We start from the raw sequence: 25,858 nt of genomic DNA, 5'->3' as shown, positions 1-25,858 counted from the left end.
AGTCTATTTTAGTCAACCACTTCAAAGGTTCTACTTTTTCTGGGTAAGGTCAGTTGAGACCTATGCAAGAAGTCTGTTGTAGTTTGTACGATATCTTTATAAAATGGTTCGCATAAGTTATCTAGCAGTGCAACTAAACAAATATAAAAATCAAAACGTCGCGGTTTTTGGTCTTGGTAAAACTGGGTTATCCGCCATTAATGCTCTAATAAAGAGTGGTGCAAGAATATATGCATGGGATGATCATGAAGAGCAAATAGCAAACGCAAAAATGATGTATAAAAAATGTAATTTTATTCATCCCAAGGGATATAATTGGCATGAGATCAGTGCATTGGTTTTAAGCCCTGGAGTGCCAATAGAGCTGCATTGGATAGTAAAACTTGCAAGAAGCTTTGATTGCAAAATAAAATCAGACATTGAGCTATTTCTTGAAGCTAAAACTACAAACCAGAAGGTAATAGGTGTCACAGGAACAAATGGTAAATCAACCACTACATCACTAATAGGGCACATATTAAAATCTGCAGGGAAAAAAGTAGCTATTGGTGGAAATTTAGGCGTTTCTGTTTTGGATCTAGAAAGAGATGCAGAAATTTATGTAATCGAACTCTCCTCTTTTCAATTGGAGCTGATGAATGAAATCAATGTGGATATCGCAGTATTGCTCAACATTACATCAGATCACATAGATAGGCATGGAAGTATGGAGAACTACATAGCAACTAAATTAAAACTGATAAACGGTAGTGAGATTGCTGTGATAGGATGTGACAATGAGATTACCGCTGATATATTCAACAAATTCACTGGAAACAAAATTCCAATCTCAGCTTCAATGTCACCCTCTTTGTCATTCCAGTGCCCAGGCACTGGAAAACTAGAGAATCGTAGCTTATCAGTAAGTGACATGAAAATAAACCTAATATCCAACGCAGAAAACATAGCAGCCGCATATGCTGTATGTAAGCTACTTGGAGTAGATAGCAACACTATTATCAATGGAATCAAGTCCTTTTCAGGACTGAGGCATAGGAATGAACTGCTTGGCAAAATAAGAAATGTGTTTTTTGTAAACGATAGCAAAGCAACTAATGCCAAGTCGAGCGAAAAGGCGCTCTTATCTTATGAAAACATAAATTGGATCGTTGGTGGAAAAAGCAAAGAAGGTGGAATAGAATCATTAAGCAAGCATTTCACAAGGATTAGAAAAGCTTTTCTTATTGGGGAATCAACTGAAGTTTTTGCAAATGTTATGGAGAATAAAGTAGATTTTGTGAAATGTTGCAATTTGAAAAACGCACTTAAACTAGCTTTTGAAGAGGCCATAAATAGCGAAGAAGAAGTAACGATATTACTTTCTCCTGCGTGTGCTTCTTTTGATCAATGGAAAAATTTCGAGGAACGCGGCGAAGCATTTTGTAGAATGTTTGAAAATCTCAGGTACAATCACACATGTTGTTTAGTATAATGTTGCGTGGAAGAGGATGAAATAAAGTTAATAATAGATAAGCTAATTAGGGTTATTCCATTTGAAGGGATAAGCGATGCAACCCTATTAAAGGTGTGCACAGACCTTAATCTAGCTAATAGCTTTTGCAAATTCCAAAGTGGAATATATAGCGTTTTGGAGAACATAGCAGAGGACTTAAATAGCTCAATGGAAGCTGAACTAAGAAATTCTAATTTAGAAAACATGAAAGTGCGAGAGCGAGTAAAGTTAGCTATTCAAATACGCCTTTCAAACTACACTAAGCTACCGAATTATAGAGAACTTTTAAAAAATGTTTTGTTATTCTCTGTATCACCAAAAAATACATATTTCTCTAGTAAACTTTTATACAGAACTGTTAGCGCGATTTGGTATGGCATTCATGATCAATCAACAGATTTTAACTACTATACAAAAAGAGCAATATTAGCTGGAGTGTACTTAAGTACGATACTTTTTTTTATCAATGATTATTCAGAAGATTTTGCGGATACTTTATCGTTTCTTGACAAACGTATCAACAATGTCATGACATTTCAAAAATTCAAAACTCGCTTAAAAGGAATCATAGGAAATTTCTTATAGGTCTTTTATTATACTAGTTTTTTGATTTCTCTTGATTTTTTTTAATTTTTATGTTAAAGTAACTAAATATTCATTAACGATAAAATGAGAGTTATTTATTACACTGATGGTAATATCAAGCCAGAGGAAAATACAAAACACGTGATAAACTTTTTTGGAGTACTTGGGTGTATTAAGGTTAACGCTCTTGGTAAAAATGCACTTAAGGGGCAAGAAAGTAAGTTAGTTAAGCATTATTTTGACTATCCCTATTTCTCTAGAATTGTTAATCCACAATTCTTCCAGGAAGAATTAAAAGCTGGAGAAAAAAAATTCAATAGGAGAATAGTATCACTATGGTTATGTTCTGCTATATTGTCCACTGCTTCTATTGTGTCGTTATACTTGGCATACAAGAATCAAAAATCAAAAAAGGTGCTTACGGGATTAGTTTTTACGTCAGTAGTGCTATCAATTTTGGCTACCATATGTTTTGTCGTACTTTGCTTATGGGTATTTTTTAATTTTGTTAAGGAAAGGTTTGTCATACATAAAATGAAAAGCTTTTTGGAAAATGAATTCAGTCCTGAGTGGATAAAATGCTTTAAAAATGAACTTATAGGTGAAGATTCGGAAATAGATGTAGAAGCTTGTGATCAAGAATCAGAAAAAAACAAAGATATAGAAGATATTATTGAATTCTTTTTGAAAAGAGAAAAGGTTGTAGCACTATATGAATTTCTAACAAACGGTGAAAAGTTAGTTCAGGCTGGAATGGCAATGGTTAATATGTTACTTGTACAAGGTGTGCATCCAAACGATATAATTTTGGATACTAATTCTCTTGGAGGAGGAGTTGCAACAGAAGTTTTAAAAAGATTTGAAGATCAGGGCATTCATTTAACGCTAATTCACAATAATTCTTATAGTTCACTTAAGGACACAGTCAGAGATTCTCCTAAGAGTTTAGTGAAATGGCTTCCCTCAATGCTCTTGAATCGTTGGTTTGGGAGATGTGAATTAGATTTTAATCCACGAAAAATTATAGAGGATACAAAATGCCCTGTCTTAATTGCTGGCAGGAAAGGCGATACTGTGATTCCACAGGAAATGCAACTTGTTGGTAAACTTGAAAATCAATCCACCAAAGAAAGGCTAAGAAGAAATATAGCACTTGAACATGATCCTGCAATACCTTGTAAGAATACAAATATTCATATTGATCACGAAGAACATTTTATTTACCGTGAGGATAACAATAATGGAACAAACTACAAAGAAGAGGTTAGGCAGTTTATTGAAAAAGCACGTGAATATTTAATAAACTCTGAATTTAATAAAAATTTTGATCTAGAGAAGTACAGAAAAAGTGGTTTCTTCGGAAAATTGACGAAAATAGAACTGAAACCCATCAATGAAAAGCATATACAAGTTTAAGTTAATAGAGAAAGAAAAATTATTCTTGCTATACCGTAAGTACGTTCCAGAATTACACCAAAATTTTTATTGCACTCAAAACCTTCGTTTTTCCTAATCTCTAGAATTATCAATGCATCATTGCTTAACCAGCCTGAGTGAGCTAATCCATTCAACGTTGATTCAACTAAATTACTATTATAAGGTGGGTCTATAAAAACTATGTTGCACTTTGAAATAGGTTTTGGTAAGCAGTTAGCACTGCAACAAATTAGCGTGACATCGCCTGTAATTCCAAAATCTTCTGCTGTTTTTTTAGGCAGTTGCAAATTGTGATAGTCTGAATCTACCATGAATGCATGTTTAGCGCCGCGAGAAAGTGCTTCAAATGAAAAAGAGCCACTTCCGCAGAATAAATCAAGTACATTCAAGTTATAAATAGGTTTTCTTGAGGAAAGTATACTAAATATTGCTTCTCGAACAATACTCATAGTTGGTCGTGCAGCTAAGTGCTTGCCTGTAGTTATTTTTCTTCCGCGATATTTGCCTGCAATAATGCGTAGCATATTAAATAAGCTCCAAAACAATTAATTATTTATACTATAAGATTAATGTCAATATGGCTTTTAGCAGTTTGAAGCTACCAGAGTTACTTACAAGAAGAATACAAACACAAGACCATCAGTTATTTTTTTCTGATTTGCCTGCTGCATTAATTGCTTGACCAATCTCATCTTGTAAATCACCATAACTATTTCCTTCATCGTGATTGATCCCTTCAATTCTGCTTTCTAATTCTAACTTAATTATGGTGTTGATTTTATCTATATCATCTAAGAAGCCTTTACATTCTTCATTACTATATTCCTCACCAGATGCTTTTTTTTCAATAAATAGGTTTTTAAATCCTGCTAGATCAGAATTCTGATCGGTGTTTAGTACAACATTTCTCTCTATGAAGCTAAGATCCGATAGTAATAAGCTAACCTCTAATAAATCTTCACTTTTCACGTTTTCAAGGTCTTCAAGGCTTTCTAAAATACTAAACACCTTAAGCCTTTCTTGCGCAATTTCTTGATCTTCCTTATTAAATTCGGATAATAATTCATGATTATCTGTGAATTTTTTACCCAAAGCTTTATTTAATTTAGCAAGGTCGACATTATCTTCTGGTGTGTTATCTAACAGTAGATCCACTCTTGCCCTACGCGCATTTAAAATGTCATCATAGTCATTTAAGTTTATGTTACCATCTTTGTCTTGCTGCAATTTATAATAATCAAGGCCTTTGAAATTTTTATTAGTCTTCATCTTCAATCCTCTTCTCCTTTTGCATCTGGTTTCCTCATTGGTTCCGGTAATTTCCTTCTGACCGGTTGATCAAGCTTGTCTTTTTCTGGTTCTCTCTTGCGACCGATAGTGTGATCATGAAGCTTCTCTAAAAACTCTCTCCTATATTCTTTTGCTCTATAGAGTAGGTTATGATCATAGCCATGCTTTCCTATAGAATCAAGGCCATGCTTCCAAGTAAACTTCATAGCATCTTCTATCGTATAGCCCAAGTGTGATCCTACATACCCTTTATAATAATCCAAATATTTACCAATTCTTCTGTGTGTAATATCTTCTTCATCAACTCCAAATGCCTTGTAAATTTTTTTCTCAAGCTTATCGACGTCATTTTTAGGCGATGTCATAAATTTTGTTGCTTCAATAGTAGCACCCACAAATTTACGCGGCACATCAATAGCGTATTTCAGCACTCCTCCAACTCTTGGTATCCTGCCTAATAAATTAGCTGTACCTCCGGCTAGTTGATTAGGGAGCCCAGTAGCAAATTTACCTAGAGACTCTAGTCTTCCACCAATAGCATCTTGCACTACTGATTTGCCAGAATATAAGATTTGACTTACAAAAGACGCATCTGGGTCGCGATTTGCAGTAGCGCTTGGAGAATGCTTAGAATACATACTAGATATATTGTAGACGCTGTATCCACCACCAGCGATACTTGAGCCCATTTGTTGTACGAACGTGCGTAAGGAGAACATTAAAAATGAAAGCAAGAATAGTACAAAGATTTCCCCTGCATTGATTAAATAACCTCTCTGTATGTCTTGCACCCTTTGGTAATCACTATTTTCTTGGTATTTTTTATTTACTCTATAGAAATCCTGTGGTTGGCAGTTTGTATCTTGTGTAATGATACCTTGCACTAAAGACCTTATTTCACTTTTTAAATTTGGTCGAATGATACCCTGTCTGTGTTCGCCTATTATTTTCTCATAATTTCTGCATTCTTGTTCATGTTGTTGAGATAAACAATAACGCCTTTTTATCTCACCACCTATCTTCTTGTCTATACTACCTATCAACGATAAAATGTCAGCCCTTTCTGATGCATGGGATAAACTATTTGTTAAGCGTACTAGATCCTTTGCACTACAGCCATTACTAACTACCATATCACTCTCTGCTATATAATGGTCTGCTGGATTGTCTTGAGTTCCAGGAATTGGATTAAAGAAAGGATAATCTATATAACGAAACCCTTTTTCAATATAATCCGGTGGAAGAAGGATATATCCAGCGCCTCCAGTAAACTTTATTGTACCACCTTCTCTGCTTATCTTTTCTATGCCTTCTATGCTTTTGTCTATGTTAAGTGAAGAAGCTTCTCCGATAGTGTAAGGTACAAAAATTTGCCCTGGGGTCCAACCAAAATACTGCTTATCAACGATACAAAAACCGCCAAACACCCATTTTGGAGCACATAACCTTACCTCAAACCATTTATTGTAGCATACAGTAAAACCTAACTGCCTATAAAAGGTGTTCATTATCATCGAAGCCAACAATGACAAGAGAGCAAATATCATAATCGACTGTAAACAAAAGCTGATGCAGAATTTTATCCAACCTTCAAATAGACTTTTCAGCGGTGAGAATAAAATAGAGATCAGGAACAATGGCATGATAGCTATAAGAAAAGCTATACCCATAAAGCCAGAGAGAAATATTATGTAAGCATATAAGCACAGCAAGAAATATAAAACTATCCCTATGAAAATTGCCGGTATCATAAGAAGACTTGCCCACATTTGGTAATGTAAAAACGCTGCAAACTTCTTCCAAACAGAATAAGCAAAAAACTTATTGAACATATCTTCCATGAAGCTAAACAACTTAACACGATCTTCGTTTCCTTGAGCAATACTTCCGTTGTTCATGTTGGGAGCAAAATTAGTAATTATGCTTATCAATTGTTCAAGGCCTTTGACGAATAAAACAAGAAAATGATCATAGAAAAACCTAAAACTTCCAGGAGATATAAGCACTATTACTAAAGTGATTTTCATCATTCTGATGAGCATATCATGCTTAGTTTCTTGTATCATGCCAAAAAGATAAAGAAGCGATGAAATCATTACAAATAGAACAAGCAAGGAAAGAACAAAATTGTGAAAGCTCGTACTTTTTTCAGCTATATTTTCGAACATAGCTTGTGCAGCTGCAGGATCGTCACCGTTAAAATGCTTTTCGCAATTTTCGTTAATCAATAATACACATTTTAGATAGTTATAAATGTAATCAAAAAACCCAAAACTACTTGGCTGCTGCACTCCACTTAAGAACTCAAAAGAGTAGCCACCTGCATTATCTAAGTAATATCTATCTAATATTTTTACATATATTTTCCATCCCTTTTTTAATCCCACCGAGTCACAATTTCTGTCCTTTAATCTAGTGCTATTTTTGTCTAAAGTAAAAAGTCCATTGTCGCCCTCAGCTGTGGAGTTGTAACCTAGATGCACAGTGGGAGATTCAGGATTGCGCATAGATTTCAGACTTCCGTTAGGATCTGGTTCTATGGTTTTGTTACCATCACTATCTGTAAAAGTTCTTCTAAATAAAAAGTAGGCACCATAACCATTAGTAAACCAACACGGAGCACCACGTTTTGCGTTATTATCTTCATTAATACACTTACAATTCACATTGCAACTTACACTAGGGTTACTTGGAAGTTTTTGTGTACTAAGTTTATAATCATTACAAATTAAGTGAAAGTCAGGTAGACTATTATCACTTGACCTGCCTTCAAATTTAGTTGCATATCTTAATTGCTCCAAACTTTGCAAATTATAATTACCTCCAGATTTTTTCTTATTGTTATTACCCCAAGATATCCATGCACCATTAACTCGCACTATCAAATCATCTCCATTGGTTTCAAGTCCGGTATCCTTCCACTTCACCACTTGGTTAGGGTGAAAACCATAATTAATTTCGCCAGTTTCAGGATCAATAACTTCTCCATCTTCTGGAATAAAAGCATCATGATCTCTTGAAAAATGAGCACTTACTGCAATAGGTTCAGGACCAAAATAGTCAGCAGATATACACCTTGGAAAAGGCATGTCGTTCTTGTTGCCACAGCCTGTTATCAGCACATAAGCTGCAAGAAGTAATACCCTAAACCAACATTTGCCTAAACGTGATTGCATATCTAAACTTTTTCCAAATACAGAATAAATTTCTAAAACTTTACTTAAAATATCTTTTTAATTAGTTACTCCATAACATCATTTATATCTTACTCCTCTCCATTTTTTTCCTTGTTTTTAGCTTTAGCACTAGGGTCACTTCTTATTGTTTCATCAGGATTTTTTTGCTGATCTAATTGTGTTAGTGTTTTAGATCTATCACCTGTTGTTTTATCAGAACTTCCTTTAGAATCTTCTTTTTTGTCTGGTTGCTTTGGCGTGTCAGGTAATCTAGCCTCAATTTTTCCCCGATCTTTACTCATTTGTTGCTTGACATTCTGTATCATACCTTGGGTCTTATCATCAAGGCCAACGGTTGACAGTATAGCTTGTGATGCACTGCGAGCAACTTGACCAACACTGCCAGCAACCCCAAAACCAGAGCTGAATAGTGCTTGTGCCATAGCTTCCGATATAGAAACAAAAGCTTCCATTGCACCGGCAATAATGAGGTATATAAACGCCTGGATTAGGTCTATAGGTAATGCTGCAAAGTGTCCACTAGCTCTTTCTCCGGTACTGAGTGCAACATCAACATTAGTGCCAGGACTGTATCCAAGAGGTAGTATTGATTTCATTAGGCATAGATCATACGATAAGAAATTTACGCTAATTAAACATTGATAGCATGCAGAAAAATTTGTGAGGTTGTATAAAACTGAATACATCAGCTGATTTAAAAGAGATAAAGATGAAAATAAAATAACTGGTTGTACTGCAACGTGAGCCAGCGTTTTTATCCAATTATCAAACAAGGACTTAGTCTGTTGAAATAAAATAAACACGATAAACAAAGGTGTTAATGACAGTAAAAACGCCACTAGAACAGTAGATATTACATATTTAAACGTAGCGCTAACAATGCATTCTAAGAACACATAAGTAGCGTAGAGTATTGTCAAAAATGCAATAAAGCCAAAAGGACCAGAGAGCATTAACGATAAAAACTTCAGCCATGTTTCTGCTGTGAATAATACTCCTACTGTTAAGTCTAAGAATGCAAATTTTCTCCCCCCTTCTCCTACATAGCCAGAAAAGCTATCAACTAAATAAATGCTACCACCTACGAAAAGTTTGGACAAAGTTGTACCAAAAAGTTCCCAGCTTCTATCGCTAAAGGCAAAAGCTATAAATGCTATCTTGAACATTCTTACAATGAAATCAAATTTACTTAGCTGTATTGTTCCAAGCATATAGCCAACAACAGTAAATATAACGTATAGAGTAAGTAAAGCTCTTACTCCTTGAAACAGGCCCTTTCTATATCCTTCATATAAATCTTTAACAGTGTCTCCACCTCCTGCTGTTATAAAATCAAATATCTTGTTTATATTCGATGAAATAAAATCGTTTATTTTTCTTTTTAGAAATAAATTTACTGTGTACTTATTGTTTTCGTAATATTTGCCATTTTTGTCTGTAATGTCATCTTTCTCCACATTGCTTACATCAATACCAAAATATATCTTCTTAGATTCTCCGTTCTGAAAGTGTTCTCCGTTTATTACATCTAATATGGTGTACTCATCTTTTCCGTTTACTCTTTTTCTCACTCCTACCACTTTGAAATCATTAGTTCCCACACCATGCAAATCTTTAGGTGGCTCATCACCCAAATACATATACAGTTTTTCGCCATTAATGTATTGACATGATCTAGTCACTTTAACATGGTACCCACCTCTATGAAGGTAGTATTTGCCATTACTTGCTATAGCAAGCATTACATCACTACCGGACTTTATACCTTGATTTACTTCATAATCATGGTTCAACCTTAAAGAAAAATCCTCAAAATCATCACTGGTTTTTGAACACTTACGCACATAATCATACCCTTTTCGCTTATCACTTTCGCCTGCACCCTTTTCCTTTGGAAGACATTGAGCACCCTTAGCACCACCATCTTTGTTGTCACTGCCGCCAATTTTTGCAACAAGAGCTTCAGCCCAGGAAATATCTTCTTCAGTGTTTGATGTAAAATCAACGTTAATCTGCTTAAGCTTATCTTCAACCTCTTTAAGGTGAGAATACATATCACATCTATTTCCTTTATCGTACTTCTTATACCTTATAGAAGAGACGCAACTCCCCGGACGACTTATACCCTCTTTAGTATAGCACATATTTTGATAGTAACAGTTAAGCTCATAAGAGCTGTACTTTTTTATTTCGTTAAAATCGCAGTTTTTTCCATTACATAATTCGTCCAATCCTATCTTAGTTCGTCGTAAATCTAATAACGCACCATTCATCCATGGCTTTCCTGTTTGCTCGTCAATATGTCTGAAGTTAAAATGCACCTTATTATCATATGGAGTGTAGCCATTGCCAACTAGCACTTTTCTTTCTTCCATGTTTTCTTTGCTAAGCTGAGGAAATTTTACTTCAGTCCTTTTACCATTGTTCCCACAAAAGAACGTTCCTCCATTGAGCATGTCTTTTATTGTAGCTTTTTTATCTCCTTCTTGAGTGTTATAACAATTGTCATCAAAGCTGATTCCCTTTCCTCCCGGATTATCATAATCAATTGTCATCTCTCTAGGGATTAAGCTGAAGCTTAACTTATCACCTGGATTTACTTTAATTCCAGTATCAACATAACGTCTCTTACTATAGGATTGACTGTTTCCGAACCCTACATTCTTACACACTTCTTGTTCGTCAAGACCAGAATTATTAATTAACTTACTACTGTAATTTGGTATTGAACCATCAGCACAAAACACAGCAGGTACAACTACTTTCCTTGGATTTTTGCCTTCTTTAGAAGGGCAAAAATTTACTGATCCATCGAGGGTGAATTTGATTTCCTCACCCTTACTAATTACCTGACCAGAATCAACCCAATGGATCTTATCTGCTTTATGAACTGGAACATCCACATTAACGCTGGTGTTTCTGCTCTGCAACCCAGGTTCGACACAATCCATGTTACAACCAGTGATTGCGAAACATAATATAAATAATAACGATCTTTTACTTATCATTATGAGCCCCCTGGTATCTTAGGCCCTTGAGGTCCTTGAGCCCTTTGCGGTATTTGAGGCCTTTGACTTGGCGTACCTGATTGTTGAGAAGCACTTCCTGCTCTTCTTTGAGCGCTTTGTTCATCTAACCCTACTGTTCCCATTAAGCTTTGTTGATATTCTTTTCCAAGTTCGTTTTGCACATAAACACCAAACAACGAGTCAGATATTTTCGAAGAAGCTTCAACTAAAGCTTTCATAGCGTGTCCCAAAATAACAAAAGCCATCATAGCGGTAATATTGGGTGTATATTTGGAAGCATAACCATAAAAAATACAAGGGTTAAAAATCTTTAGATTAATACTAAGTATACATGTAGTGCAGACCTCAAAATTAAACACTGAATACACAATATAATCCATAACCTGACTTATCAGTGATATAAAAATTAAAAGCACTACTGGATGAATTGCAAACCTTGCTAAATTTTTAACCCAGTTGTGAAACATCTGCCTAGTATACGCAAATAAAAGACAAATAATAAAAATAGGCGCTAAAGAAAGCAGTAACGCAACTATTGCTATAGATGTAATAAAAGAAAATAAGGCGTTGAGAATAGATAAGCTCACTGTGATTAACCCCCAAATCACCAAGCAAAAAGATACAATGCCCAAAGGGCCAGAAAATATAAGAGATACTATTAACAATACTGAATGCGATGACAAGAACCTATTGAGCGGCAAATCAAGGAATTCAAAAACATTTGATGTCGTACCTCTAAAATTTGCTATTTCTATTAGTTGTTTTGGAGTGTTAATAAGCATAGAGAATGCATTGTTATAAAAAAAATTCCAGCTATTATCCTGCAATAGCTGGACGATGATTCCTATCTTTACGCATATAATTAAAAACTCATATATAGAAATATGAGTTAAACCAAAAAAGTAGTAAAGGGTGTATAAGGTTATGTATAATACTAACAGTGATATTATCGTGGATCTAATGGTATTTGTTTTGCTTGATTTTATAAAACTTTCGTAGAGAGACTTTACAGGACTAGTATCAGAGTGAATTGCGTTAGAGTCTTTATAACTAGAACCAAAAAATGCAGTTTTCACTTTTTCATCAAAGAAATTATATATTGCACTAAAAGTTCTTGTAGGTGGCTCTTTAGTTGTTAGGTTAATGCTAAACTGACCTTCATTTTTGTAATCGCAGCCATGGTCTCTTATTCCGTAATATATGGTGCCACTTTTGTCTTTTAACTTTTCTTTTAAGCCTTCCATATACTCAGTATCATGAACTTTGCTAATGTCTACGAGTATATCTCCCTGGTTTTCATCGGGCTCACGCTCAGGAAATTTATCAGAAACGCTTATATATAAACTATTTTCTAGACTGTGGTTCTTTATTACTCTTATATTGAAACCACCCTTGCCTCCAGTACCAAGGGTGAAAGTTAAATTCTCACCTTGGTGATGATTGCCCTTCACTTCATGATCATAGTTAGTGCGTATACCATCGTTTCTCACACGTTCAAAATCTTCTTCCTGCATTGACACTACTAATGATGGAATGTAAGTACTTACCCCCTTTTCTCTTATACGATCCACAGTCTTCTTGATAGCTTTTCCTTTACTTGCTTCATCGTTACCAACAGCTAAAGCGTTAGCAAGTTCTCTAGCCACACGGCCATCATCTACAGTATTAGACTCTATCTGAACGCAATTTTGGTTATGATAATAACACATGTTTTGACATGCAAGATTTAAAATGTGCGTATCTATCTTACTTGCACTGCTATCTGAAAGCTTGCTGCAATCTATATTTTCTCCTTGTTTTATAGAGTTGATAATACTTTTAATTTCCTTTTTTCTTTCATCTTGATCTGACTTCGAAAAATTTGAACTCCAGTACTCTTGCCCGGACAGCCACTTTGCGCTGCCTATCATGAATTTGTTAGGACATATTCCATCCTGACATTCTTCTCGATTTAAAACATGTGCAAAATACTCCTCTTCTTTCTCGCTGCACTTTTCATCAATTTTTACATACCTGATTTTTGTCTCACTCTCTTTATCTTTACATACTTTACTTCCAATAACACTAAAGCTTATCGTATCACCAGCTTCAAGTGCAAATGGTAATGTAACGGAATTTGTTCCAGATCTAATTGCAAAATCTGCATACTGCTTAGGACAAAAATTAATATTGCTAGGCACTATATTAATTTCTGTTACTCTTATTCTATCTGAGATATAGACACCAGAGTCAACCCACTTCTGCTCTGTTGACACTATATCTAGTTTTTCACGCAAACCTGATAAATTTTCTGGCTTAATACAGTGATCCTCCCCGCATCCAGACAATAAAAAAAGTACCACAAAACTTATGCATAGCTTACCCAAGTTTTGGTTACTTAAACGTTTAAGCATCTGTTATTTACCTTAACTAGCATCGCCGCCACCTTATTTAACAGTTTCGCTGGAACCTTTACCACTATCTCCATCTCCACCACCACCTCCTCCTCCAATAGCGCCTCTTGCCTTCTCAGCAACAGCTTTAGCAACTTCACCAACATCCCCAGCAGCAGCTTTAGCAGCAGATAAAGCTTTGTTCACCATTTGTGCAGGTGTACTACCAGAACCGAGTGCTGCTCTATGGTTACCAGCAAGTTCAGCAGCCATGCTAGGCAGAATGTTTAAAAAGTGGTAAAAGAGGAATAACACTAGACACAATTTTAATAATTCTCCGATGAGAGAGCTGCCAAATTCCATGTATGTAAAATCAAATAGACCAAGTATAGTGCTCTTTTTAAAGCTGTAGTTTTGCATCATACACGCTAGAGTAGTTTCATTGTTATCACATTCACCATCTTTCAATTTGAACCACTGTTTTTTATTGTCTAATATTGTGATCTCTTCTTTGTCAAAATTTAAATTTTTAAAATAGATTTTATCACATGCTATGAACATAAAGGACAAAAACGCAAAAAGCATAACCGGGTATAAGCTATAGGTAATCAACTCTTTCACCCAGCCGTCAAAATATCCTTTGGTATGTTGAAATAAAACCATAGGAATGAACAAAGGTGATAAAATGATGATTACACTTAAAGCAACTAGAGATAAAATAAATACATAGCACAGCCACAAAATAACCATCATCATCAAAACGGCCATAAATATACAGACAAGAGCTACTAAAATTTGTCCACCAGCGAAAATAATACCGATTATCGAACCTGCAACTAACAAAACAGGAGCAGTACCAAGCAAGATTGCTAATGTTACAACACCTCCGGTACCAATTTTGCCACCAATCCCTTCTAAAGGTGCTCCTAAATAGAATAGAATCCTACAATCAAGCCTGTCCCAAGGAGCAAGATAACTGTAAGATACCTTATTTCCTGCACGATCGTATTCATAATCCTCTGCTTTGTAGTTACATATACCTTTGCTTTCAGATGATGCCTTCAATACTATTTCTGACAAACCATTTGAAAGCTTCGTCAAATACCCATAGTGCTTCTGCATGGCATCACCAGTTGTAAAATACATCACTAAAGCAAACTTAATGATCAACATATACATTTCTTGAGGTCTCTGAACTCCACCAGACATGGCTTTTATAGAGAACAGTACTAAAGCTAGAACCAAAACAGCAGTTACAGCGTTCTTCAGCCTTTTCTGTGCTACAGATATAAAACTCTCACCATTTGGTGCACCTTTACCTGCAACTAAATTATCTAACGATTCCTTAATGCATTGCACTATCATAGAAGTTACGGGAATAGGAGCTAATGATTTACTCCCTGCCTGATTGTAACAAGCTTCAGAGACATACGAGCTAAAACAGCCTTTATTGTCGTAACCTACAAAAATTTTTCCTTCTTTTTCCTTATTTCTTATAATAGTTTTATGGTTATTATCACTACCAATAGAAACTTCTTCTTTCCCTGTGCCATCTTTATTTTTGAATATCATCACAGATTTTTCACACATAGGAGCAAGTGGATCAGGTGGCAATTCCGTGCACCCCATATCAACCCCCTGCGGCCAAGGAGTCATTTCGATACCAAGCATTCTCATACTTCCCAGCTCCACACACAACCTGCCCATTTTTCTCACTGCTTTAAATGTTGACCCATGTATGGTTTCGCTTTGCCCAGCTTTAAGAACTCTACATTCTAGGGCGCCATCAACTTTCGGTGACCATGACCCACCTTCATATCCAGTGTCTTTCTCCCTAACATCAAAGTCTATATTTCCAAAAAGATTACCAAAAGTTAAAGGGTTTCGATGACATACTTCTATATATTCACTGTATTGCACACCATTTTTTGGCCAAAAATAATTCTTATATTCGTTATTCATAGTATCCGAGTTGTTAGAGTCTAAAATCTCTTTTTCTGTTTGTTTTCCATCTTTTCCTGATTTTCCTTGTAATGCAGAAAAATATTCATCTTCTTTTTGATAATTTTTATCTGTGTAGACACTATAACCTGTATCTTTTAATTTAAAGTTTTTATATTTTCCATCATGGTCACGTGCAACTGGGTGTCTAACAAAACTATGTTCACAAACAACAAGTCCTCCTATAGCTTTCCAGACTCCAACAATTGCAGCTATCATGCCAACAATAACAAGAGCGGTAAATAAACCAGCAGAAGAAACGATTAAGACAATGCCAGTAAATATTGCGCCAACAGCAATCGCTATTCCAGCAAGTGCTGCAGCTGTTTTAAACGCCCCACAATCAGGATTAGAGGCACGACTGAAGCTGCCAGTGGAATTAAATCTGCTAACAAATTCTGTCTTGTCAGTACCACTTACTCCATCTGCAAGCACTGGATATGAGAGTAAAAAGTCTATATTTAGTAAAAATATCGCAATTAATAGCAATGACAGTTTAGTCTTAAACATTTTTTACCTTCTGATAAAATATAGGCAACCATACTTTTGGGTTGTCCCCAACTTCTTTTAATATATCATGTAACAGTATGACACTTTCTGCACGTCCAGATAATACGTTGATTATATCATCTAAGTCTTTTAAGTCTATTCTAGCTACCACAGCATTAACTCCTTGTTTCACCAAAAAGAATCTAGTACTTGGATCTGTGTGCTTAATTAATATATACTCACGTTCAGTTAACATAAAAACATCCCGATAGACACTAGTAGCTTTCAGATTTGGTAAAAAAATCTGTGTCGCTGTTTGTTGTACAAGCGTATCGCTAATAGTACTTTTACTTGCATCCTCAACACTCTGAGTAGCAAAAATTACAAAAGCATTTAACTTTCTCAGCACTTTCAACCAGTCTTTTATCTTAGGTGCAAAAACCGGATTATCGATTAACGCCCATGCTTCATCCAGAACAATAATAGATGGAGTGCCATCAAGAGATATACTAATTCTATGGAATAAATAAATCAATACTGGTCCAAGGGCAACAGGATCCTTGAGCAAGCTAGCCATCTCAAAACCAAATACTCTTGCTCGTGAAAAATCTAGCAAATCTTCTTTATTGTCAAATATTGCAGCATGAGAACCATTATCATGCCACATAGATATTGCTCCAGCTAGAGTATCAGGACCTGCAAGCCCTAAAAACGGTACAAGGTTTCTCAAGAACCTGTCTTCTTTTCTTAATTTAAAATTTCCTTCAATTGCATCATTAATTCGTGCAATATCTTCTGAAGTAAATTTATCATTATATACCGAAATTAAAGACTTTACCCACTCCATTAAAAATGTTCTATTATCAGAAGTGTCATCAAGTTGCAAAGGATTAAAATTTGTTTTAGTTCTTGGTTCTATTACAGTATAGATACCACCAAGTGCTCTTAAGAAAATCTCTGCACCGCGATCTTTGTCAAAAAAGAATATCCTTGGAGAAAATTTTATCGCTTGAGCACATAAGAAATTCATTAAAACAGTTTTACCAGCACCAGTTGGGCCAATTATCATAGTGTGCCCAACATCCCTTATATGAAAGTTGAAAAAAAATGGAGTACCAGATGTCGTGTCAAAAACTGTAACTGCATCTCCCCAGTGGTTATTGAATTTATTGCCAGTAGGATAATTATGTTGAGATGCAAATCCAGCCAAATTAAGACTACTTATTGTAGCTTTTCTCACTATATAATCGAAATTACCAGGAATTTGCGCCCAAAATGCTGGTTCAAGGTTAACTCTTTCGCGAATAGGGTAAACACCGCAATTAGAAAGCTCAGATTCTACCAATGACAGAGCATTATCCAATGATTTAGGACTTTTTGCTATACATAAAATAGTCAGGTGATGTTGACCAAATGCAATCTTACCACTCATTGCGTCATCAAGTGCTTGAGAAATTTCTGCTATTTGAGAAACAGCTTTATCTGCAGACTGTATCATTCGATTTTGCTGTATCTGCATTTTTCCAATCGCCATTTGCCTGTTTATAAATTGAAAAGATTGCGTAATTATAAACTCGTAAGGAAGTTGTAAAAACGAATCAAGCATTCCTGCAGAAGTATTATTTCCATACTCTTTTATACTAACTATTCCAGCATATTTGCTTTCATTGTGAGTCACAACCTGTATCATCTTGCGACCAAAGAACAATCTGTGTACTGGCAAATACGTTGATATTTCAGTTCTCAGCGGAAAAAGTGTATTTGTAACGAAGCCACAATTTACAATTCTGGATAAAAATTCCATTATTTCACAAAATAGGCCATTGGGAGTTTCTTTTACTCCAAGAATTTTAGGCGAATAATTTCTAAGGCTTGTCACTACACGATTTGTCGTTTCCTCTAAATCTTCATACGTAGCACGCATATCACTTTCCCAAGCATGTTTTGAAGTTACATGTCCGAATTTTTTTAGTAGATGTGATAAAAATTCTACTCCTTTTGTGTCCGCTCTACGGATAATCGTAATGTATAGGTCATTAATAAATGATTGCCTTGTTGCGTGTTTTTCTCTCCATTTTAGATTGACGTGATTAGCGAAAAAATTCGGCAAACCTTGACTTGCAAATTCATCAGAAAAAATATTTTTTTTACGTCTGATAGTATGAAAATACAAACTAAATGCCGGAGATGAAATGCTTCTTAGCATCTGGTTCCTGATATTATTTTGTATTACTAAATCCTCGTCATCGGCGGTTTCAAATGCAAAGCCACTTAATTTTATAACCTTAACCAACCAATTTTCTTTTGTCATCAAGGTTGTGCTATTCCAATAGCAAGAATAAGGAATAAATTCAGCAGCGTGAACTTCCCTGCTCAGAGTAGATTTATTCTTTGATTGAACAGCCCTAAACCTCAGCATCACACAACATTAAGCAATATCATAAGAATTGGCTCCATGATAAAAACGATTTAAACACCTTGAGCATTTTCCTAACTTTACCATAAATAATTCAATAAACAACGGTTCTTTTGCAGAAGCTATATAACCAAGTCCATGTATACCTGGTAACATTAAGAGAATCACTCTTAAATCATTTGAATTAATGAAAATTAGCATGCAAATCAGGACGTTTAATATTGCAAACATATAACTCACACCAAAGAGCATTGCAGGTCTTGTAAGACCTTTGAATAATTGATCTGTTTGTATACTACCTGTGGACATATCTTTAACCTTCTAATAATAACTAATACTATATCATTATATTAAAAATCCATTGAAACTAGTAGCACTTTAAGTTAAGATACATTATTTAATCCAGATAATGACAAGTTGGCCGTTTCAAGAAGCAGAAAAAATATTGCAAGAATTTCCGAATAGAAAAGAAATAATATTTGAAACTGGTTATGGACCCTCTGGTTTACCCCACATAGGAACCTTTGGAGAGGTTTTCCGCACTACAGTTATTGTAAATGCATTAAAAAAAATAGCTCCTGGTATAAAAACCAAAATCATTGCAGTTTCAGATGATATGGATGGTTTGCGAAAAATACCAGATAATGTGCCAAATCAAGAGATGCTAAGAGAGCACTTAAATAAACCACTAACTATGATACCTGATCCATTTGGCACTCATCAGAGTTATGGCCATCATATGAATTCATTGTTGTGTAAATTTCTTGATATGTTTGAATTTGAATACGAATTTAGGAGTGCAACAGAGTGTTATAAATCTGGCATTTACGATGAAAAACTTTTACTCTTGCTGAAAAATTATGATAAAGTAATGGACGTAATGCTTCCATCATTTCGGGAAGAAAGGCAGCATACTTATAGTCCATTCTTGCCAATATGCCCAAAAACTTCTCAAGTTTTACAAGTTCCAGTAATTGAAACAAATACAGATAAAGGAACAATCACGTATGAAGATCCAAACGGGGAAAAAATAGAAGTTCCGGTAACAAAAGGAAAATGTAAACTGCAATGGAAACCTGATTGGGGAATGAGGTGGGCCGCATTTGGAGTAAATTACGAAGCTCATGGAAAAGATTTAACTCCATCTGCTGTGCTTTCAAGTCAAATATGTGAAATACTTGGAGAAAAGCCACCACTTCTGTTTTGCTACGAGCTTTTCCTTGATAAAGAAGGAAAGAAAATATCAAAATCAAAAGGAAATGGCATTTCAATTGAAGAGTGGTTAACTTACGCACCAACAGAGAGCTTAGCATTGTACATTTTTCAGAGTCCTAAAAAAGCTAAACGTTTATATTTTGATGTGATACCAAAATCAACTGATGAGTATCTAGAGTTTGTTAAGCGTTATCATGAGAACAAAGAAAAGGATATAAATAATCCTGCTTGGCACATTCACCAGGGCAAAGTTCCAAATATAGAAACTTCAGGCATAAATTTCTCACTACTTTTAAACCTAGCAGCAGCTTGTAATGCTGAAAACAAAGAGATCTTATGGGGTTTTATATCCTCTTATGCACCGAACGTTACACCAGAAAATAATAAAATGCTTGATAGACTTTCAGACTTTGCAGTAAAGTATTACCACGATTTTATCAAACCAACAAAATCGTATAAAACTCCAAATGAAAAAGAGAAAGAAGCGTTACTAGATTTGAAGGACACTTTACATTCTCTATCTATAACTGCTACTGCTGAAGAAATTCAATCTCAGGTATTTTTTATTGGAAAAAAATATGATTACACCAACTTACGTGATTGGTTTCAGCTATTATATGAAACATTACTTGGCCAAAAAACCGGCCCAAGAATGGGATCTTTCATAAAGCTTTATGGAATGGATAATACGATTTTTCTCATAGAAAGCACTACTAAGCGCATACTTTAGAAGGCCAGTTCAACTATTTACCAATTCCACCCAATTTAACTTTTTCCTGAACTATATCCAACTTTTCAGCATCTGGAGAAGCTATTAAGCTTGCAGGGAGTGAACCTTGTGATGCTTTCTTATAATCTTCCGATAACTTTTGAACATGGCAAGCATTAAGCGAAGTTTCCGGCAAATCACCAGGCTCCTGAGGTGGAGAGTAATTACGACCATTTAATCCTGCTCTTAACATCTCTAAATATTCATAAATACATTTTTCTGCAACCTCTTTATGTACATCTTTACCTAATCTTGCAATTTCTTCTTTCGCTCTTCTAATACTACTATTGCCAAGAAACCCAAGTGCTTTGTTTAACATGCTATCTTGATTATCTCCACTATGAGCTTTGTAATCTGCCACAACAGCTGCCCCTCTCATTATTGCATTAAGCGTTGTAAATAAAGTTGTTCCAGTGTTGAAGTGCTTACCACGAATTCCTTTGCTCATAGGATTATGTTCCTTTAGATATTCAAATGCTTTTTCTGTAGTCTGGTTCTTTGAGAAAAATTTTTCTGCAATATCTTGTAATATATTTTTTTCCTCATTATCAGTGTTATTGTTAGCAAAATTCTCCTTCAGAAGACCCATCGGATCAAGAGAACCAAGCGTTAAATCTTTTATAAGATCAAGATCCTTGCTAGCAGCATTAGCGTGATGATTGAACTTTGTAAGTACAATTAACACACACAATTGTGCTGTATTTTTTAACACATTATCAAAATCCTCATTAATTTTCTTTTTTATATTATCAGAATCCTTACTTAACAAACTTTGATAAAATTCACAGATTTTTTCTGCACCGTCTTTTGAACTATTGCCACTTTTGTCAAATATATCGAGTGCTATTTTGAGATTTCCTTCATTAGCAAGTGGTGCCACGATATTAGTAAAGAGCTCTAAGAAAATAGGGGAGCTGAGATACTTCACCTTGAGATCAAGATTGTCTTCACCTTGAAGCTTTGGCAAGAATTCAGTAAGTACTGCACCCAGCCACACAACCCTTCTTACATCGTAATTCTTATTGATACTCTCAGATACTTTCAATCTTCTGCAAATATCAGTTAGTATTGCATCATCGGATAACTCATTTTTTTCATCTTCTAACTGCTTCTTTTTCTTCTGCAATTCTTCTATCTTTTTCTTCTCATCTGCAAAGTCATCAAAATACTTGAGCAGACTTTGAGCATCACCAAGATTGCACTTGGCAAGATCTGTACTGCTGAGATCTTTAATTTTATGCTCTATTGTATTGTACAACTTCTCAAATTTAGTTCTACCTCCTTTTGTACCTTTCAGGCCCACTGAAGTTTTAACTTCCTTTTTCACATTCATGCAATCTAATAGCTGTTCAACTATTTTCTTGGCCTGTTCTTCTTGTTTCTCACTGTTGTTTGCATTGCGCAGATCATTAATTTGATCTATTATTTTTTTCTTATCATCATCATTCATCAACTCATAACTGTGCAGCCTTATTGCTATCACCTCCATCCCTTTTGCGAATGATTCCAGATTATTCGCTAATGGCTCTTGTATGATTAAACGTTCTAGAAGTACTAAGACATCCTTAGTTTTAGCTAAATCAACAATCTTTTCTAATTCCCCCCTGAGAGCTTCCATACGGCCTTCTAAGATTGTTACATCCCTATCATTACTCTTTTCTGAGGTTGTATTACTATTGAGCTCATTAAACACTTTCACATCATTCTCATTTTTATGCAAACGACTTTGCACTTCTTTTAACTCTGATGCAATGTATTCAAGTTGTTCTTCTTTTACCCTCTTTTTGTACCCATCTGTTATTTCTTTTTGTTTCACATTACCTTTGATTTCCTTTATCCCTATAAATTGATGCATTTTATTATACTGCTCTTGAAGACGTCCCTTTTTTGCCTCAGAACTTTTTATTTCCGCATTCTGCTTATTCTGCACTTTTAATAGAGCTGTTTCTTCTTTTTTTGTCCTATTTTCTTCCCTGACAAGGCCAACTCTTTCTTTGAAAGTAAGCTTATCTTCTTTCTCTAAAACTATTTTCACTTGTGACTCGTCAAGGGTGAATCTCCAATACCACAAACGTAGCACCAGGGTACAAAATTTGATGATAATAACCTTTAAAAAATTTCCTTCTATCTTCAGTTTGTTACTAACCTTATCTTTTTCTTCTTGTTTACCTTCAATGTCACGTGAAGAATTCTTATATTTTTCGGACAGCTCACCTATTTTTTTCTCAAGAATTTTAATTCCAAGCTCAATTTCACAATCTCCTACTACTATTCCTTTTTGATCAAGTTGTTTTTTCAAAGTAGAAGTTGCAGACTTTAAAACCTGATAAAAGCATTTATTTGCTTCGTTGCTGTATCCACTGCGATTATAAATCTCATGACGCACATCCAAAATGTGCTGAAAAGTCTCTCCAATCAGTCCATTGTATACCTCCTCATTAATAAACTTAGTTTCTTCCTTAGTCCCTTCACTCTCTTTTTTTGGATACTTAGAATTAACAACTTCCTCGATTTTTTCAACCATCCTTTCAGCATACTTCTTCGTATCAATTTTATGCTTTACCTCCTTAAGAGAGTCAAAAGGATCACCCTTTGTTAACTGATTCTTTACTGTACCAGGACTATTGATCTTTGCAGAATCAACATAAGATAATGATATAATAGGACCTTTCTTCCTACCTCCCCTACCCACGCACTGCTTCTTATTTTCTGCATTATCTTCCATCGTCTCTCTCATAAGAACGTTATGCAGTACTTGGTTATTATAACCTGATTTCCTTTCCCAATTGAAATAATACCCAACAAGACCCGCCTTTGATAATTTATCACCAGTGGACTCATTTATGCCTTTAGTCTCTATATCTTTTGATGATTTATCACCGGTGGATTCATCTTTACCTTGAGCCTCGTAGACAGATAACTCTTCACAAATTTTTCGTAATTCCCTTAATGGATAATTTTCTTTACTTTTAAACTCTGTTTCAATCTTTCTAAATTCAGTAATTAGTTTTCCTTTCTCTTCTTTTACTTTTTCTGCTTTACCATCATATACAATTCGACAGGCTTCCATATTGCCTGTGGCTTCCGTTTCATCTTTCTGTAAACGCGGCAGTTCTGCTGTAGCTTTTCCTAACTCTTTCTTCATCTCCTCAATTTTATTTCGATCCGCACCTTTTGCTTTTTCTATCCCCTTTTTTAATTCTTCTATTCTTTCTTGACATGCGGTATGCTTTCTCTCTGCTTCCTTAAACTTATTCTCAGCTGGCTTCAGTTTTGTTTCCTTATAGCTATCTGCATCATCCTTTGCTTCTTTATAGTCTAGATACAGTGCGTTACACTCTTCTTCTATTTTTGCCAATGCTCCGTCTATTTCATAGTGTTCTTTGAGGTATCTGAAGAAAGTACTTCTATTTTCCTCAAGAATATTAAGAATATCTCTATCACTGTTACTGAGTATGGATCCGTACACAAACATGGAACCCAAATTAGGTGGCATCATTCTGTGAATTTCTTTGCTGAGATTATGGTTATCTAGCAACTCATTTAACCTTTTATCATCGCTTTCTTTCAATACTTTCCATACAGCTTTCATTGCTGATTTTATATCTTTTTTATATCCATCGTTGTCGATATTCAGTTTTTCAACATATTCCTCTATCTTTTCGTGAGCTTTCTTATCATCGTTATCTTTAAGTTTTTCAATCTCATCTCTAACTTTTTTTCTGAATGATTCTATATTTGAGAACCGTTGATTATCGAGCTCACTTAGCTTATCTTCCAACTTACCTTTCTTTAGTTCATCTTGTGTAATAGTTATGCACGATATGACATTGTTAATAATCCCGTGCTCAACGGCAAATGTACCACTGTCAACAATGCTGCCTTTATAGTCAAAATCTTTGAGAACTTTATCAATTGCTTCTCCATTTTCTTGACCAAACTGACCTAAAAGTTTTTCCTTTACTTCACTGATTGAATCATATGACTTACTATTATAAAGACATTTCCCTATCTCTGAACTTTTTTTCTCTTTCCACAAGCACTCCTTCAACTGCTTTTTAGATTGATCAGAATCCATGCACGCAAGAGTCATTCTATTACGTACACTCTGCATATTCCATATGATGTACTTCCTTATCTCTTCCTCTATATTAGAACTGTCCTTCTTGGGTTTGTAATAATAATATTTATCACCCTCAGATCTTTCTAATAATTCCTTATTATGATATTCTACATACTTACTAACAAAATCACTATCTCCTACATTCTTGCAAACTTCAACATCAATTCTCGCGCCAATACCCAACATAATTTTTTGCTGCAACGATTGAGCTTCAATATGCGCTCTTCCCTCTGCTGGTTTCTTTTTTTCTTCCTCTCTTATATAGTCCTTCATCCAAACAGGAGGAGTTGCTGTTGTTATTACCAGGTTTATTTTTTTCCAATGTGCAAGCAATAGCAAAAGCTGGGTTGTTTTATAATATGCTTCTCCCTTGTCAACCATATCCTGCACTTCATCAAGCATCAAGAGTAGCTTGCGGTCACTAAAAATACTTTCCCTATGTTCCTTGCCCCTAATCGTATAGCGATCTTCATAGATCTGGATGTCTCTACCAATTGTTATTTTCTTGTTCTTCAAATCCACCTTAAATTCCTTATTTTCCGCTTTTTCATCTTTCAGCAGCTTGGAAAATTTACTAAAATCTAATATTTCATTTGAGTTCTTAAAGAAAGTCTCGAGACCCACAACATTGTGCTTGTATTCTTTGACGTAATCACCATTATGGTTAACGCCACTTAGCTTTGATACAGCTCCTTTTTGCTCTTCATATTCTTGCCCTACCAAATCAGCACGGGGAGTAACCGATACAACATCCATTCCACGTAATTTTGCTACAAGAGCAAACATGAGCTTTGTTATGGTCTTACCAGACCCTGTTGCTGTTGCAATTAATGCTAAATGCTTATCAAAACCATCTTCTAGTGCACTTACTTGTGATCTATATGGTAACTTTTCATTATCTCCACCTATGGTAAACTCTTTCTCACCTTCACCAAACTTTGCTCCAAATTTATATTCTTCTTTGCCATCTACCTTCACCTTGCATGCAAATAACCGCACTTCCTTAAGTGTATTTGATAGTGCTTTGAATGCAGCTAATTCTTCAATCCGTTTCTTATCTTGAATTTGAACTGGTTTAATTGTAATATCTGTAAATTTAATGTTGTATACATCATCTTTTTCACCAGATTCTATCTTAATTTTAGCATCTACTCCATCAGTGCCGACATCGGCCTCACCCAGAGGCTGAGATCCCTTTATTTTTTCTTCAATCTTCTTTACAATCACCTTAATAGTGTCATTATCGCCATTTAGAAATTCGACAGAGTGTTTTATTTGTGTTGTATCTCTTACTTTCTGCCCTACAGTCTCTACCTTTGGATCTTCTCCTAAAAACTTATTTGGTGCCGCACTTGTGCCAGTCATATTACCCCAAAATTAATACTATTTAAAAACATTATACATAATATACGCGTCTTCACAACTAAAAATTCTTAGTTCCGC

13 protein-coding genes are annotated in these 25,858 nt (G+C 35.1%); 4 read left to right on the top strand and 9 right to left on the bottom strand.

Annotated elements, in window-relative coordinates:
• Positions 1 to 103: 103 nt before the first annotated feature.
• From murD to NBW37_RS03505, 3 genes are all read left to right on the top strand, one after another.
• Positions 104 to 1,471, top strand: coding sequence for a UDP-N-acetylmuramoyl-L-alanine--D-glutamate ligase (gene murD / locus NBW37_RS03515; protein ID WP_250296937.1), 1,368 nt, complete (start codon positions 104 to 106; stop codon positions 1,469 to 1,471).
• 6 nt (positions 1,472 to 1,477) lie between these two features.
• Positions 1,478 to 2,077, top strand: a complete 600-nt coding sequence (locus NBW37_RS03510; RefSeq protein WP_250296936.1) for a COQ9 family protein — start codon at positions 1,478 to 1,480, stop codon at positions 2,075 to 2,077.
• An 84-nt stretch (positions 2,078 to 2,161) separates the two neighbouring features.
• Positions 2,162 to 3,493: a hypothetical protein gene (locus NBW37_RS03505; RefSeq protein ID WP_250296935.1), complete on the top strand. Its 1,332-nt coding sequence runs from the start codon at positions 2,162 to 2,164 to the stop codon at positions 3,491 to 3,493.
• On the opposite strand, the gene rsmD is transcribed toward NBW37_RS03505, so the two are convergent.
• The 8 genes from rsmD to NBW37_RS03465 form a co-directional block, all read right to left on the bottom strand.
• Positions 3,490 to 4,038: a 16S rRNA (guanine(966)-N(2))-methyltransferase RsmD gene (gene rsmD / locus NBW37_RS03500; protein ID WP_250296934.1), complete on the bottom strand. Its 549-nt coding sequence runs from the start codon at positions 4,036 to 4,038 to the stop codon at positions 3,490 to 3,492. The two genes, NBW37_RS03505 and rsmD, sit on opposite strands and share 4 nt — an antisense overlap.
• 115 nt (positions 4,039 to 4,153) lie before the next feature.
• Positions 4,154 to 4,783 (bottom strand): WD_0853 family protein, encoded by a 630-nt coding sequence (locus tag NBW37_RS03495; RefSeq protein WP_250296933.1) that lies wholly within the window; start codon positions 4,781 to 4,783, stop codon positions 4,154 to 4,156.
• Between the two features lie 2 nt (positions 4,784 to 4,785).
• Complete coding sequence (locus NBW37_RS03490) at positions 4,786 to 7,980, bottom strand: TrbL/VirB6 family protein (RefSeq protein ID WP_250296932.1); 3,195 nt, start codon at positions 7,978 to 7,980, stop codon at positions 4,786 to 4,788.
• A gap of 89 nt (positions 7,981 to 8,069) precedes the next feature.
• Positions 8,070 to 11,009, bottom strand: a complete 2,940-nt coding sequence (locus NBW37_RS03485) for a TrbL/VirB6 family protein (protein WP_250296931.1) — start codon at positions 11,007 to 11,009, stop codon at positions 8,070 to 8,072.
• Positions 11,009 to 13,423 carry a TrbL/VirB6 family protein gene (locus NBW37_RS03480; RefSeq protein WP_250296930.1) on the bottom strand — a complete coding sequence of 805 codons (2,415 nt, stop codon included), beginning with the start codon at positions 13,421 to 13,423 and terminating at the stop codon, positions 11,009 to 11,011. Before NBW37_RS03480 ends, NBW37_RS03485 begins: the two co-directional genes overlap by 1 nt.
• Positions 13,424 to 13,456: 33 nt before the next feature.
• Complete coding sequence (locus NBW37_RS03475; protein ID WP_250296929.1) at positions 13,457 to 15,913, bottom strand: TrbL/VirB6 family protein; 2,457 nt, start codon at positions 15,911 to 15,913, stop codon at positions 13,457 to 13,459.
• Positions 15,906 to 18,311 (bottom strand): VirB4 family type IV secretion/conjugal transfer ATPase, encoded by a 2,406-nt coding sequence (locus NBW37_RS03470; protein ID WP_250296928.1) that lies wholly within the window; start codon positions 18,309 to 18,311, stop codon positions 15,906 to 15,908. The genes NBW37_RS03475 and NBW37_RS03470 overlap by 8 nt, the downstream gene beginning before the upstream one ends.
• Positions 18,312 to 18,320: 9 nt before the next feature.
• Complete coding sequence (locus tag NBW37_RS03465) at positions 18,321 to 18,617, bottom strand: type IV secretion system protein VirB3 (protein ID WP_250296927.1); 297 nt, start codon at positions 18,615 to 18,617, stop codon at positions 18,321 to 18,323.
• A gap of 100 nt (positions 18,618 to 18,717) precedes the next feature.
• Between NBW37_RS03465 and NBW37_RS03460 the strand changes: the two genes are divergently transcribed.
• Entirely contained in the window at positions 18,718 to 20,253 is a 1,536-nt protein-coding gene (locus tag NBW37_RS03460; RefSeq protein ID WP_250296926.1) for a lysine--tRNA ligase, read from the top strand.
• Between the two features lie 13 nt (positions 20,254 to 20,266).
• On the opposite strand, the gene NBW37_RS03455 is transcribed toward NBW37_RS03460, so the two are convergent.
• Positions 20,267 to 25,780: a DEAD/DEAH box helicase family protein gene (locus tag NBW37_RS03455; protein WP_250296925.1), complete on the bottom strand. Its 5,514-nt coding sequence runs from the start codon at positions 25,778 to 25,780 to the stop codon at positions 20,267 to 20,269.
• Between the last annotated feature and the right edge of the window lie 78 nt (positions 25,781 to 25,858).

It is taken from the genome of Wolbachia endosymbiont of Oedothorax gibbosus, assembly GCF_936270145.1.
Taxonomy (GTDB): Bacteria; Pseudomonadota; Alphaproteobacteria; order Rickettsiales; family Anaplasmataceae; genus Wolbachia.
Note: the sequence above shows the minus strand (reverse complement) of the source record. Positions and strands in the feature narration are given on the sequence as shown.